General features: G+C 59.8%; 16 protein-coding genes and 1 tRNA gene. 5 read left to right on the top strand and 12 right to left on the bottom strand.

Annotated elements, in window-relative coordinates:
- Window positions 1–66: 66 nt before the first annotated feature.
- On the top strand, window positions 67–786 hold the full coding sequence (locus VMA09_07430) for a dienelactone hydrolase family protein (protein HUA33419.1): 720 nt from the start codon (window positions 67–69) through the stop codon (window positions 784–786).
- A 63-nt stretch (window positions 787–849) separates the two neighbouring features.
- Here VMA09_07430 and VMA09_07425 read toward each other — a convergent pair whose 3' ends face one another.
- The 8 genes from VMA09_07425 to VMA09_07390 form a co-directional block, all read right to left on the bottom strand.
- Window positions 850–1,647: a hypothetical protein gene (locus VMA09_07425; GenBank protein ID HUA33418.1), complete on the bottom strand. Its 798-nt coding sequence runs from the start codon at window positions 1,645–1,647 to the stop codon at window positions 850–852.
- The gene (locus VMA09_07420) at window positions 1,640–2,158 is read right to left on the bottom strand and encodes a sigma factor-like helix-turn-helix DNA-binding protein (GenBank protein ID HUA33417.1); all 519 of its coding nucleotides are present in this window, start codon (window positions 2,156–2,158) and stop codon (window positions 1,640–1,642) included. The genes VMA09_07425 and VMA09_07420 overlap by 8 nt, the downstream gene beginning before the upstream one ends.
- Window positions 2,159–2,275: 117 nt before the next feature.
- On the bottom strand, window positions 2,276–3,991 hold the full coding sequence (locus VMA09_07415; protein ID HUA33416.1) for a DUF1302 family protein: 1,716 nt from the start codon (window positions 3,989–3,991) through the stop codon (window positions 2,276–2,278).
- Between the two features lie 17 nt (window positions 3,992–4,008).
- Window positions 4,009–5,346 carry a DUF1329 domain-containing protein gene (locus tag VMA09_07410; protein ID HUA33415.1) on the bottom strand — a complete coding sequence of 446 codons (1,338 nt, stop codon included), beginning with the start codon at window positions 5,344–5,346 and terminating at the stop codon, window positions 4,009–4,011.
- 232 nt (window positions 5,347–5,578) lie between these two features.
- The gene (locus VMA09_07405; GenBank protein HUA33414.1) at window positions 5,579–6,202 is read right to left on the bottom strand and encodes a CHRD domain-containing protein; all 624 of its coding nucleotides are present in this window, start codon (window positions 6,200–6,202) and stop codon (window positions 5,579–5,581) included.
- A 431-nt stretch (window positions 6,203–6,633) separates the two neighbouring features.
- Window positions 6,634–7,218 carry a phosphoribosyltransferase family protein gene (locus VMA09_07400; GenBank protein HUA33413.1) on the bottom strand — a complete coding sequence of 195 codons (585 nt, stop codon included), beginning with the start codon at window positions 7,216–7,218 and terminating at the stop codon, window positions 6,634–6,636.
- Window positions 7,219–7,292: 74 nt separating this feature from the next.
- Window positions 7,293–7,369: transfer RNA gene (locus VMA09_07395), tRNA-Met, on the bottom strand.
- 138 nt (window positions 7,370–7,507) lie between these two features.
- Window positions 7,508–7,687 (bottom strand): hypothetical protein, encoded by a 180-nt coding sequence (locus tag VMA09_07390; GenBank protein ID HUA33412.1) that lies wholly within the window; start codon window positions 7,685–7,687, stop codon window positions 7,508–7,510.
- 155 nt (window positions 7,688–7,842) lie between these two features.
- Between VMA09_07390 and VMA09_07385 the strand changes: the two genes are divergently transcribed.
- On the top strand, window positions 7,843–9,000 hold the full coding sequence (locus VMA09_07385; GenBank protein HUA33411.1) for a thiolase family protein: 1,158 nt from the start codon (window positions 7,843–7,845) through the stop codon (window positions 8,998–9,000).
- Window positions 8,997–9,395 (top strand): Zn-ribbon domain-containing OB-fold protein, encoded by a 399-nt coding sequence (locus tag VMA09_07380; GenBank protein HUA33410.1) that lies wholly within the window; start codon window positions 8,997–8,999, stop codon window positions 9,393–9,395. The genes VMA09_07385 and VMA09_07380 overlap by 4 nt, the downstream gene beginning before the upstream one ends.
- Window positions 9,396–9,404: 9 nt before the next feature.
- Here VMA09_07380 and VMA09_07375 read toward each other — a convergent pair whose 3' ends face one another.
- Both VMA09_07375 and VMA09_07370 read right to left on the bottom strand, forming a co-directional pair.
- Window positions 9,405–10,088, bottom strand: a complete 684-nt coding sequence (locus VMA09_07375) for a DUF1614 domain-containing protein (protein ID HUA33409.1) — start codon at window positions 10,086–10,088, stop codon at window positions 9,405–9,407.
- Between the two features lie 47 nt (window positions 10,089–10,135).
- Window positions 10,136–10,741, bottom strand: a complete 606-nt coding sequence (locus VMA09_07370; GenBank protein ID HUA33408.1) for an isoprenylcysteine carboxylmethyltransferase family protein — start codon at window positions 10,739–10,741, stop codon at window positions 10,136–10,138.
- 47 nt (window positions 10,742–10,788) lie between these two features.
- Here VMA09_07370 and pyrE point away from each other — a divergent pair, with 47 nt between their 5' ends.
- Window positions 10,789–11,352: an orotate phosphoribosyltransferase gene (gene pyrE / locus VMA09_07365; GenBank protein ID HUA33407.1), complete on the top strand. Its 564-nt coding sequence runs from the start codon at window positions 10,789–10,791 to the stop codon at window positions 11,350–11,352.
- Window positions 11,349–12,242 (top strand): shikimate dehydrogenase, encoded by an 894-nt coding sequence (gene aroE, locus VMA09_07360; protein ID HUA33406.1) that lies wholly within the window; start codon window positions 11,349–11,351, stop codon window positions 12,240–12,242. Before pyrE ends, aroE begins: the two co-directional genes overlap by 4 nt.
- Here the strand turns inward: aroE and VMA09_07355 are convergent, their stop codons facing one another.
- The gene (locus VMA09_07355) at window positions 12,243–13,049 is read right to left on the bottom strand and encodes an ABC transporter permease (GenBank protein ID HUA33405.1); all 807 of its coding nucleotides are present in this window, start codon (window positions 13,047–13,049) and stop codon (window positions 12,243–12,245) included.
- A complete protein-coding gene (locus VMA09_07350; protein ID HUA33404.1) occupies window positions 13,033–13,764 on the bottom strand; it encodes an ABC transporter ATP-binding protein in 732 nt (243 codons plus the stop codon). The genes VMA09_07355 and VMA09_07350 overlap by 17 nt, the downstream gene beginning before the upstream one ends.
- Between the last annotated feature and the right edge of the window lie 41 nt (window positions 13,765–13,805).

Raw genomic sequence — 13,805 nt, 5'->3', positions numbered from 1 at the left:
CCTGCGCGGGGCGATTTTCGTGATAAGCTCGCGCCGCTTTTCCCACTCAAGAGCAAGGAGCATCGGATGAAGACTGAAACCATCGAATACAAGGACGGCGACGTAACGCTCCGCGGCTACCTCGCCTATGACGAAACCAGGCAGGGCAAGCGCCCCGGAGTGCTGGTGATGCCGGAGGCGTTCGGCCTCGGCGCGCACGCCAAAGAGCGCGCGGAGCGTATCGCCGCGCTCGGTTACGTCGCGTTCGCCGGCGATCCATATGGCGACGGCATGCAGTTCACCGATCTGCAGAAGGCGATCGAAAAAGCGATGACGCTCTTCGGCAAGCCCGGCGCATTACGCGCGCGCGGCCGCGCGGCGCTCGACAAGCTCAAGTCATTTCCGCAGGTCGATGGAAATCGCCTCGCGTCGATCGGCTTCTGCATGGGCGGGACGTTTTCGCTGGAGCTCGCACGCGCAGGCGAACCGTTGCGTGGGATTGTGTCGTTCCATGGCGGATTGCAGACGCAGACGCCCGCAGAGGCCGGCAAGGTCAAGGCTAAGGTGCTGGTTTGCACCGGGGCCGACGATCCGATGATCCCGGTTCAGCAGGTCACCGACTTCGAAGCCGAGATGACCAAGGCCGGCGCCGATTGGCAGGTCATCAGCTACGGCGGCACCGTTCATAGCTTCACGAATCGCGATGCCGACCAGCTCGGGAATCCCGGCATCAAGTACAACAAGTCCGCCGACCAGCGTTCGTGGAACTCGATGGTGTCGTTCTTCGAGGAAGTCTTCGCAGCGTAACAATCAGTCAGCGGCAAGAATCGATGCGGCGAGGCATTCGTGCTTCGCCGCATTTTTTCGTTATTAACCCGGGAGTTGTGCGAATGCCTGCTGCAAATCTGCGGCGGGCACCGTGCTGACCATGATCGCGAATACCGCATAGCGATTGGTCTCCGCGATCGAGTAGCCCTTGTACTCGTAAATGTGAATTCCCTTGACGAGCTGGCCGCCGGGCGGAAAGGCAATCGCGTCGGCGCGATAGATGATGCACATCAGTGTGCCGCGGTTGCCCTTGTACATGCTGTATCCGACGACGCGGCCGTCAGGCGCGTGATCGATACGCCCGCCCGCGACGCTGAGCCCCAGTGACGAAAAATCCCACGCCATCGGAACACCGAACTGGGTTATAAACGAGGCGGCGAGCTCGGCGGCGGAGTCAGACGGGATATTCGGCGCGAAGTTTTGCTGCGACTTTTCGAACGTGGCGATCGCGGAGTCGAATGCCGGATTCGTTTGAAAGCTTGCGCGGAGAAATACCACTGCGACGAGGCAGGCTGCGATCGCGCCCGCTGCAATCCAGCTGAAGGTCCGGCCGAGCGATCTGCTGCGTTGCGCCGCCGCCCTTTCGGACTCGCGATCGACTTCGTCGAGCGCCGCCAGGATCCGATCGCGCAACTCCAGCGGCGCGCGCACAGCGGTCAGAGTTTGCATCTCAGCTTTCATCGCAGTTTCAGCAGCTAGCTTCTCCTGGCATTCAGCGCATCCGGCCACGTGCCGTTGCGCCTCACGACGCTCTTCGCTCTCGACCTCGCTGAGATACCGATCGACAAATTGTTGATGATCGATCGCCGCGATATCGCGCCGGGCCTCGGAATCAGGCACTGGCAAGCCCTCCGGGACCGCGCAACGGCGCGAGCGCATTGCGCATCAGCGCTCGTCCCCTGGAAATCTGCGCACGCAAGGTCTCGACCGGGATCGCCAGGACCTTCGCCGCCTCTCCATAGTTCAAGTTCGCGACGTCGACCATCACCACCGCCGCCCTGCAGTCGGCTGGCAAACTCTGCAGCGCGCGATCGACGCCGGAATCTTCAACTGAGCGTCGCCCCTTAGCCGGTCCGCCAACCGACGCGGTGTCAGCTGCGGCGACTGCGGGCGCAGGCTGCGCTAACGATTCCGCGCGAACGATGTCATGCAGGATTGACAGCAGCCACGAGCGGCAGTTCGCCGCGATTCGACCGTTGAACGCGCGATACGCGCGCACCATCGTTTTTTCGCAGAGATCGTTCGCCTCGTCCTGGCTGCGCGAAAGATAAAGCGCCGCCGCAAAGAGAACGTTCAGTTCCGGCAAGACCTCCCCTTCGAAGCGTTGCCGCTTGGCTGACTTGATTCCCATTCAAAAAACGCCGCGCAACTTAACCTTCAACCGGGTGCTGCGGCTAAAAGTTCCCAAATCGAGGCGCACAAGCCAATAGACGTATCGCGCAAACGCGACCGCCTGCGGCACGGCAATTCAGTTCCGTCCGCGCACCAAATCGAAATTGTACTGAAACTGCATCAGCAGGATATTCTTGCCCTTGAAGTTACCGCCCGCATAGGCGCTGTACTTGTCGTTTGAGAGCACGCCAATAAATTCGAGCATCAGCAGATACTTGTTGGTCCACGGCGGTGTCAGAACTATATTCGGAAAGAACTCCCATGTATTGCCATCGGGATTGAAGATCGCCGTCGGCGTCGGCACGACTGCGCCCCACCACCAACTCGTGCTCGCACTGAACAGGAGATTCTCTTCGTTATGGCGCCAATGCTCCGCGTATCCGCCATAGACCAGATCTTTGTTGGGGCTCAGGATCGTGTAGTTGTTCCATTCCAGGTTTAGTGTGAGCGCGCCGGTGCGTGAGAGCCACGGCGTTGCGAGACCATCGACGTCGAGCGCAGCGAGCGTGTTCAGCGTGCTCGAATATACGACGGCGCTCGGCCGCGCGGTATTGAGCGTGTTGAAGGGCGTGCGATCTTGCCATACGCCTTCGGTGCGCAACACGAAGGGCACGTTCGCCAAGGCGCCGACCGGAATATAGATCGGGCGATTCAATGTGATACCGACATCGTTCAGCTCGGGATAACGAAACTGAAACGTCTGACCGATCTGCGGTGTGCCGTTAACGAACATGGTGTTGTTGAGCTGATGACCGTGCCAGTAAAGCGCCGTTATCTCGGCGTCCTCAACAAGCGTATGCAGCCGAAATCCTTCGACCGAATTCGCCCAAGTGTCTGAGGGCAGGCGGTAGGTTTGCACCTGGCTAACGAGATTCGTCACTTGCGGAAATGCAGCTTGCATCCCGGGCGGCGTTTGCGCGGGCGTCGTGAACGGATACGGATAGGTATCGAAGCGCGCGCCGCCGGGCGGCTGGAGGTTCACTGAACCCGCGATCGAGTGCAGACCGGCGTAGCGGTTGTCGGCGTAATCGACGTTGGTGTACATCGGCTGCCACGCGGGCGCCCATACGCCTTCGATGAAGTTGTCGGTGAAGGGACCGGCCTTGGGCAGGTTCAAAATCGGATGGACCATCCAGAGCGGCAGGCGCGACTGCTCGAGGTTGGCGAAGCCGAAGTTCCAACTCAGATCCTGCGGATTGATAACATCGCCAACGCGAAACGATAACGACTCGCCCCACGTTACGATCTGGCGCCCGAGAAATAGTGTCAACGGGCCAGTGGTATTTTTCCAGAACGCATCGCGAACAGTATACTGGTTATAAAATTGCGACTGGCTCTTATCGTAAACCTGTTGCTCGCTGAGAATATTAGTCGATTCCCACGGATATGGCGGCTCGTAGACGCCCCAGAATCGGACGAAGAACTTGTTATTGCCGTCGAGTACGTAGTTGGAGTCGGCCTGGATCCAATTGCGTTCGACAGAAAGTGAATTTGCGCCGTGATGCTCCCCTGCCGCGCGCCCGAAGTTGGTTAGCTCGGCGGAGCTGGCCCACATCCCGCTCGTGTTGCTCAAAAGACCCGTAATCGATAGTCCGCTGAGCGGAGAATCGGAATGACTGAGATCGAGCATCGGCTGCGCTGCGCCCGTGAAGATGCTGCGACCGAACTGATCGGCTAAATTAAGCGATAAATCTTGCGCCCGAGCCTGCTCGGAAAAGCTCGCGACGTAAACCAGCGCCGATATGATCAGGATCGCGAGGCTGCGCGACCGCACCGCCTTGTAAGCTTCCAACGACAACGCGATAGAGCCTACTGCACGATTTTCATCAGTCCTTCAGGGCTGGCGTAGCGGCTGACGTCGAAGTAACCGTTGCGCGCGCAATCGGAATTGATACAGGCATGCAGGTTCGGCTCGACACTCAGATGTTTGTCCTTGAAATTAATCAGAAATGAAGTATTCGAACCCGCTACCGACTGTACTACGTCATTCGCTGTGCCGGGGATTGCCTGCGGATATGAGATGATCATTTGCGACTTGAATAGCTGATCGGCGGAATCGTATAGGTCGAGTTGGGCAGCGGCGAAGTAGTTTTCCTTGTCCACGTATAGTACTCGCTTGCGATAGCAATAGCCGTCGGCGAATTGAGGCAGTCGCTCAAGCGCGATGACGTAGCTGTCGCGCAGTTCCCACCTGCCGGCCGCGGGTTTCGGAAACGGCACGACACCCGCGCCGCCGGCGTAGAAGAATCGCGAATCGAGTCCGACTGCGGTACCGGGAGAATCGAAAGCCGCGGGCGTCGCGTGCACGAGCGCGAGGATTTTCTTTTCGCCGAGATAGTCAACTTTGAAAAGCTGCGGCAGCCCCGGAGGTCCGTTGTTCTCGTCATCGACGAGGTAGTCGCTGCCGAATACCGGAGCGCATCGCGCAGCCTGCGACAGCCGCAAAGAACGTCTTAGTGCGGGAACGTACTCGTACAGCTCGTCAACCTTTGTGGGATCCGACGGCAGCAGATCGAGCAGGGTCGAGTACCTGGATTGTTCAGGCGAGAGCTCCTCATCAAATTTGGCCGTGTACACGGATGGATTCGCCTCAGGGACTGCCGCTGGCATTGCGGGATCGCTCAGGAACGTGAGCTGCGATTGCACATAAGTCGATTCCGAAGTCTGCGTCATATCACCTGCGGGATCGAGGCTATAGGAAAAATTCGGCGCGCCCTGAACTCGCGGCTGATAGCGGTAGTAAGTATCCCAGAAGACTCGCTCTCCGGTGAGCGCCGGGTCGCCCTTCTGCGGCTCGGGGAACGGCAAGCCCGCGACATAGCCAGTCGGCACGTAGCCGCCATCGCGAGTCTTGGTCAGCGCTGTGCGATTCGCATAGCGAGCCGTGTCTTGCAGATATTTCGCGGGCAGCGGAATTGAAATCGTCGGACCGATTTCAATCTCGATGTTCGGCGGCAACCGCCAGAAATGCGAGCCCTCGAACAGCGCTATCATCCCCGCGGACATGAACTGTTTGTAGCGTTGCCAATTCTGGAGCGTGATCCTGCTGCCGGGCGCGATTGACGGCTCGTCCGATGCGATCGCGGCGGCATAGCCTTGCGCACGCGCCGAGCATTCGAAGGCGCAGAAAACCACGCCCGCAAGCACAAAAATACTGGCCGCAGCTAAAATCGCTGACGCTCGATTACCGGATTGTTTCAAGATTCGAAATGTTACCCGGAAACTGCTTCGCACCGCGCGAAATAGGTCTCCCGAAAAAAGATAGGCATCGGGATCAACCTACGGCAAGTAACTTTTTTTGGACGGTGAACGGACGATGCAGCTGGGCGGGAATCTGCGCAGCAGTCTGTCGCGCGCCGGCGCGCGACCAAATAGCTTACTACATCACTGCGGGTAGGGCGGCGTTGATCGGCGTCTCTACCGAATAAACCTGGCCTCGAATCAGTCCGAAAAAGTACGTTGGCTGCCGAATGCTGTTACCGACATGCACGTTGAAATAAAGCTGTCCGATTCTCGCCAGGGCCTCGATGCCGGCGATGTTTGTCGCGGGTGCCGGTCCGATATTGTTCGCGGCGCAAGCTGGAGGCGGGCGCAAAGAACTTGGCGGCCAGTTTGCCTCGTCAACGTCCGCATCTGTCACGGTCTGAGAGAAGAGATAAGTGTTGGAGTCCACCTGGGAGAAAGTCTGTGTGAACGATCCAAATATGTTGAAGTTGACGACTATGGGACCTAGCTGTCCGGGCAGTCCGCAATGAAGGTGAAAGGCCGCGATCTGCGATGGATTGAGATTTTTGAGATAAAACGTGACCTGCACCTGGGTCAGATAAGGATCGAATTCGAGTAGTCCGATCGCGGTTGTCGTTTCACCGCTCGAAGGACCAGGCTCCTGCTGCGGGCTGGGAAACGCCTGGTAGCTTGTTGATGGTGCGGCGGTCGGCTGCTGCGCGGCGGCAGGCTGGGTCGCAGCGATCACTAAGAGCGCGAGCGCCGCGGCAGTTAGCATCCAGCTTGTTCTACGAACTCGTTTCTTCAGATCGAGACCTCCTCGTGATTTAGGGTTGCGACTACAGATTCTCTGGTACTTTAATTGGCTTAATTAGACAGAAAGGGGCAAATTTTGGCAAGCCGTAATGGACGGTTTTGTTAACTGCCTGCTATCATAGAACATCTGTTTTCGGTTGAGCGTAGAGAATCGCCGCGACGCACGAGGCGGTCGATGCGGCGGACTAGCTTTGGCCGGTTGCCGGACTGACGGGAGCAGAGAAATTAGACAGGCCGAGCATGAGAGCTCCGGCCAGGATCGCGGACGCCGGACTAATTTAAGCGCTTCAAAATAACCGCTTCAAAACTTGGAGAGAGACAATCGCGCAAAGGCGATCTTCCGCCGAGCGAAATAAGCATCCGGAGCGTATGCGCCGGGCTACTTTTTTCAGGTTATTCGAGCGCGATTCCTGATGTACACAACGGACACTGTGGAGGTTCCCAGAGCTGGCTTGCCGGCATCGGTGCCAGGCATTCGAGCGAGGCGCCCTTGCTCGCGGCAAGAGCCGAGGCCTGGTCGATTCGTGCCATGAGCGCGCCGATCGCGACGACAGTGGCGCCGCAGGTTTCGAGGTCTTCGATCGCGCCGCGAACCGCCGACCCCGCATTGATCACATCGTCAACAACCGCGACGCGCTTTCCTGTCAGGAACGAGCGCAGAGCTGCCGGAATCCGATAGCCCGTGGGGAAAAGGCGACTCGGATCGGTCCGCACAAACTGCTCGGCGAAGACGAACTCCGCTCCCATTTCCTCGGCAACCATCTGCGCAAGTAGCGCACCCTCGACCAGCGGCCCGCAGACAAGCTCGGCGTTGTGTCTGATCATCCGACGCGCGAGTTGCGATGCGAAGTTGCGAAGACGCCGCGGATTCGTGTACGCGCGAGGAATGTCGAGCCAGAGGTCGCCGTGATGGCCGGACTCGAAACGGAAATGTCCCTTGCGCGCGGCAAACAACTCCAGGATTTCTGGGCTCGACATTAGCAACCCGGCCAAGCGCGTAAGGCGCTCCCTCTCGACGATCGCGGCCTTTCGGCAATGTCAGGAGAATTTACTGGTTGCGGGGGAAGGATTTGAACCTTCGACCTCCGGGTTATGAGCCCGGCGAGCTACCAGACTGCTCCACCCCGCGGCGGAATAGTATCTGCCGCTCGGATCACCGGTCAATATGATCGGAAAATTACTGCCCGAATATTTCGCGCGTCGAAAAGCCTGCGGCACAATCGTCGCAGGCTGTTCTCGCGATCCAGAAGAGCGAGCGGACGCGTTGTCAACCGGCCAGGATCCGGATGTTACAGTCGCGATGCTTCTTGCCAAATTCGATGATTTCTTTTTCGGTGGGAGTCGCGTCAGCCTTGGCATCCGTCAGCATCAGCTGTTTTGCCAGGGCGTTGTCGATGCCATCGGCCTCGACGTCAAGGTTATGGTCGTCGCAAATGATGAAAGCCATCTATCAAAGCACCTCGTAATCTTCCCAAACTAGCCGATGCCGCCGCGCGAGTCAGCATCGCGCCCGGGCGCGCTTCACGATCGCATCGCGTCTCACGCCCTCGCGCCAAAGTGTGATAAGCGTCGGGCGACGAACTGATTTCGGGAGCATCGCACATGAGTCTTAAGGGAAAAGCCGCCGCGATCGGTATCGGCGAACTCAAACCGCTCAAGGAGCCGGGCAATCATACGGCGCTCGGCCTGATGGCGACGGTTGCTGCCGAGGCGATCGCCGATGCCGGCCTCGAAAAGAAAGACATCGACGGGTTCCTGGTCGGCGTGCCGTTTGCCGATCCGGGTTTCATCTATCCTGCGAGCGCGGCCGAAGTCCTGGGCCTCGAATGCAAGATGCTGAACCAGGTCGATATCGGCGGTGCGAGTCCCGCCGGGATGATCTGGCGCGCCGCCGCCGCGATCGACGCCGGGATGTGCAACGCGGTGCTATGCCTCGTCGCCGACCTGAACAAAGCCGGCGACCAGCGCCCGCCGACTGTCTCGGTGCAACGCGAGTTCGAGTCGCCCTACGGCAATATCGGCGCGAACTGCGGCTACGCGATGATCGCGCGCCGCCATATGCACGAGTACGGCACCACCTCCGAGCAGATGGCGAAGGTCGCCGTCGATCAGCGCACCAACGCGCTCAAGAATCCGCTCGCCACTTTCAATGACAAGCCGATCACGATCGCCGACGTGCTCAAGTCGCGCGTCATCGTCGATCCCCTGCACCTGTTCGAGATCGTAAGTCCGGTAAGCGGCGGAGCGGCGGTGATCGTGGCGTCGCCGGAAGTCGCCAAGCGCGCGAAGCATCCGCCGATCTGGCTGCAGGGCGCCGGCGAGTTCGCCAATCATTCATCGATCACGTACGCGCCATCGCTGACCGAATCGCCGATCAAGACCGCGGCGGATTCGGCCTTCAAGATGGCCGGGCTCAAGCCGCAGGACATGCAGATCGTTTGTCCATACGATTGTTACACGATCACAGTGATCGTCACGATCGAGGACGCGGGCTTCTGCAAAAAAGGCCAGGGCGGCGCGTTTGTCGCCGAGCACGATCTCACCTACAAAGGCGATTTCCCCTGCAACACGCATGGCGGGCAGTTGTCATTCGGTCAACCGGGGTTGGCCGGAGGTATGAGTCACGTCACCGAGATGATTCGTCAGTTGATGGGCCGCGGCGGTGAGCGCCAGGTGAAAAACGCCTCGCTCGGCTACGTCAACGGCAACGGCGGCATCATGAGCGAGCAGGTCGCCCTCATCATGGAGCGCAAATCATGAGCGAATACCTGAAGCCTCTCCCAAAGCCGTCGCCAACGAGCAAACCTTTCTGGGACGCGGCCAAGCAGCACAAGCTGCAACTGCAGAAGTGCGGCGCCTGCGGGAAGTTCGTCTACTATCCGCGCGATCGATGCCCGCATTGCTTTGCCGACGCGCTCAAGTGGGAGCCGGTCAGCGGGCGCGGCAAGGTTTACAGCTATACAACGGTGTATCGCTCATCGAGCCGCCGCTTCATGGAGCCGTACATCCTTGCGATCGTCGAGCTCGACGAAGGCCCGCGCGTGACGACCAACATCATCGCGGATCCCAAGGAAGTGCGAGTCGAGATGCCGGTCGTCGCATACTTCGACGACGTCACACCCGATCACACGCTGGTGAAATTCAAACCCGCGTAAGCCGCCGCGCTATGCGAGCAGGACGGCGACGATGCCGGTCAGGAAGATGCCGTCGAAGGTGCCGGCGCCGCCGATCGATGCGACTGGCGCGCCGAGGCCCGCGATGTGATCGAGGTTGAGCAGGTCGGCGCCGATGAGCGTGCCCATCACGCCGCTGATGAACGCCACGGCGTCGCGATGATGAACGCCGACGGTCGCGTCCATGACGTAGGCGACCAGCGCAGCGGCGATCGGCGGCACCAGCATCGGCGTGGCGATTCCGAGGCCCGGGATCGGGCGCGCAAAGCGATGCACGACGAAGGTCACGACCGCGGTGCCGATGATCGACGCACCGATTATCGCCGGCCAATGGAACAGGACGTAGGCTGATATCAGGATCGGAACGATCGCTCCGCCGACATTGATCGCAATCACGGTCGAGCCGCTCGCCAGATGCGTGGGGACGCGGTACGCGACGCCGAAGCTGCGCACCAGCGGCCCGGTGCGCGGCGCGTTACTTTCGATGCGCGTTATCGGGATGTTGATGTAGCTGCCAATCAGCGCAGCCAGCAGCGCGAGCATCGCCAGCGACGGCGGCAGCCCCACCATCGTGAACGCATAGTTGATGATGTGGATCTGAATCAGCGCAAACAGGAAAGCCAGCAAGAGGAAGAAGATCAGCGCCCAGAAGAAGACGAATGGTGCGAAAAACACGACCCGGATGATAGCAGGTGCGCGTCCGCGCTATGAAGCGACGCGCCTCACCGCTGCTTGCCGCGATGGAGCGCCGGCATGAATCGTGGTCGCGAATCGAAGGCCGCCGCCCACGATGTCCCAAGCGCGCGCTCTTCGGCGCGGATCCGGACCGCGAGCAGAAATGCGTTTGCGATCGAGAAGACGATCGCCGTCACCACTGCGCCGCCGATCAGCGGCACGGCGGCAATCTCGATCGCGACGGCGACGTAGTTCGGATGCCGCACGAGCCTGTAGGGTCCGCCGGTCACAGGCGCTGCCGAATGCGTGACGATGATGCGCGTGTTCCAGCGCTCGCCAAGCGTGGCGATCGCCCAGTAACGAAGGGCCTGCGCGAGGACTTCGGCGCCGAGCGCGGTCCACCCTATCGCCGGTGCGATTGCCCGCGGGAAGAACACCGCCTCCAAGGCACACGACGCGATAAACGCGCTGTGGAGCACGACCATCACCTTGTAATGGTTCTGCCCCGCTTCGCTCGCGCCGCGTTGAAATGCACGCGATGCGTTGCGCTTGGACAGGTAGAGTTCGAATATTCTCTCGACCACCAAGGCGGCCAACAGGATCAGATAATAGCGCGGCGGAATCATTTGAGGCTTGTTCTGCTCGATGCCCACTCTAATCCTGTTGTCCGCGTGGTGACATCGGCTAAGATTCGTCAGCGATGAACTCCGACTACCGCAAAGAATTGCTCGAGACTCTCATCCGCGAGTGCTACGTCGAACGCGAAGTCACACTCGCCTCGGGGAAGAAGTCGAACTACTACCTCGATTGCCGGCGCGCAATGTTCTTGCCGCGCGCGGCATTTCTGGCTGGCGAGCTGATGCTCGAGATGGCGGTCGGGGCCGGTGTCGAGCAAATCGGCGGGATGGCGGCGGCGGCGATTCCGGTGACCGACGCGATTCTCGCCGCCGCGTATCGACACAATGTCACGATGCGCGGCTTTTTCGTGCGCAAGGAAGCGAAGACCCATGGAATGGGCAAGCAGATCGAAGGCGCCTTCCAATCCGGGCTCAAGACGGCCGTGCTCGACGATACGATCACGACCGGCGGCTCGACTATCGACGCACTGAAGGCTGTGCGCGAAAGCGGCGCGATCGTCATCGCAGCGCTATTTCTCGTCGATCGGCAGGAGGGCGGCGCCGAGGCATTCGCGCGCGAGGGCCTGAGTATACAGTCAGTTTACAAGGGCCAAGAGCTCCAGCGCGCCGCGAAAGAACTCGCGTGACATCGGCCGCCTTTCACAAGATCGCGGGAACGACCCGACTCACCGGCATCTTTGGCGATCCGGTTGATCATTCGAGATCCCCGGCGATGCACAACGCTGCATATGCAGCGCTCGAGTTGGATCGCATCTACGTTCCGTTCCACGTGAAGCCGGCCGCATTGCCGACCGCTTTGCGCTCCATCACTGCTCTCGGCATCCTCGGCGTCAACCTGACGGTGCCGCACAAAGAACGAGCGGTACGGCTGGTGGACGAACTGAGCGCCGAAGCGCGGGTCCTGGGTGCGGTGAATTGCGTCGCGAACCGCAAGGGACGGCTTTACGGCGACAACACTGATGCCCGCGGCCTCGAGCTCGATCTTCGCGAGCGCGCGCCAGGGCTCGCGGGCGGAGTCGCGATCGTGATTGGCGCGGGCGGCGGTGCTGCCGCTGCCGCCGTCGCGTGCTTAAGAATCGGCGTTTCCAAAATCGTCATCGCCAATCGAACCCGGGCGCGAGCTGCGCGCCTGGCCCGGCGCATTGCCAAATCATTTCGCCGCGCGCCCAGGATCGAGGTTCGCGGGCTTGATGCCTTGTTCGACGCTCAATTGCTCGCGGGCGCGCACGGCATTCTGAACGCGACACCGATGGGCCTGACGACGCGCCGCTTCGCGCGGCTCAACTACGAGGCCGCGGCCGAAGACTGCTTCTTCTATGACTTGATCTATGCGGCGAAGCCCACGCCGTTTCTCGAGCCGGCCGTCGAAGCGGGACGGCGCGCCGCCGACGGCGCGGGCATGCTGGTGAACCAGGGCGAGCTCGCTTTCAAGCTATTTAATGGTGTCGCGCCGCCGCGCGGTGTGATGAGCTCCGCCCTCTTCGAGAGCCTGGGTCGCACGCTCGACGTCGAATGACTATTCCATCTTTACCAGCAGCCCACGCTGCTTGGCCGATTCGAACATCGCGCTGAAGAAGATCATCGCGAGACCGAAATAGCAGAAGTTGAGTGCGAGACCCCAGTTGAAGTGGGCAATCGAAAACTCACCTCGAGTGATAATCTGACGCATCCCCTCGAAGCTGTGAGTGGTCGGCAGCAGCCACGCGATGGGGCGAAGGAACCCGGGCAGAGCATCAAGCGGATAGAAGACGCACGATAGCGGCATCAGCACGCCGGCGAAACTCCATGCCAGCGTCTGAAACTTCGTCGTATAACGAAAAATCAGCCCGGTCACTGCGACGCCGATCGCGAGCGCGAATAATGCCAGATTGAGGATGAAGGGCACGAACTGCGGCAGCATCGGAAAAATGTTGAAGTGGTAAAACATCCATGCGATTACCGCTTCAAACGCGACACCGATCATCACCTTGATCGCGTTTACCGCGACGAGGCCGGTGACGTATTCCGGAACACTGAGGGGCGAGGCGAATAGATTCACCAGGTTTCGCGACCATAGCTCGTCGAGGAAGCCAACTGCCATGTCGCGCTGAAAGCCATTGAACAACCCCCACAGGATTACCGCGCCGAGCAGGCAACTCACCAGGCCCGGGCGCATCGCGTCGCGCCTCAGATAGATAGTAAAGAAGCCCCAGACCATGATGTTCATGATCGGCCAGTAGATCATGTTCGTAACGTGATTCGCATTGCGGCGGATCTCGTAGAGGTGCCGCACGATTATGGCGACGATACGATGCATCCGCATCCGGCTAGCGCCTTGCAACATGGACGAATACTTCCTCGAGCGCAGGATGCTCGCGCTCCTCTCGCAGTACTTCACGAGTGATCTGGAGGGGCGTGCCGCTTACGACGATTCGGCCGCGATTAAGAAATATAATTCGATTGCACATGCGCTGAACCTCGCGCATGTTATGGGAGGTATATAGAATTGTAGTTCGTGAGGTCTTCTGCATATCCAGGAGGATTTCTCTCACCTGCACGGCGGCCTGCGGATCGAGATACGCAGTCGGCTCGTCGAGCAATAAAAGCCGCGGCTTATTAATAAACGCTTTACACAACCCAACCCGGGTAGTCTCGCCCGACGACAATCGCGATACAGGTTTGTTTCTGAGGTGAGCGATTTCGAATCGCTCGAGCAATTCCATGATCGCAGAGCGCGGATTTTCCACTTTGTAGATTCGCGCAAAGACCGTGAGATTCTCGAGCACGGTGAGACGCGGCGGGAACGCCGTGTAAGGGGAGCTGAAATTCAGATTTTGCAGGATCGTCTCGCGGTCCTCTTCGAGACGCTTGCCCAACAAACGGATCGTTCCGGCGCTCGGAGTGATGAGGCCGAGCATCATGTGAATGGTGGTGCTCTTGCCCGCGCCGTTCGGGCCGACCAGGCCGACGATCTCGCCCTCGGCGGCGGAAAATGTAACGTCGTTGACCGCGATGAAGTCCTTGAAGGCCTTGGTCAGGTGCTCGACCTCGATCAGCATTGCGCCACGGTATGTTGAGTCGGCGCGCAGAACAAGATTCG

Source organism: Candidatus Binataceae bacterium (assembly GCA_035508495.1).
GTDB lineage: Bacteria > Desulfobacterota > Binatia > Binatales > Binataceae > JASHPB01.
Note: the sequence above shows the minus strand (reverse complement) of the source record. Positions and strands in the feature narration are given on the sequence as shown.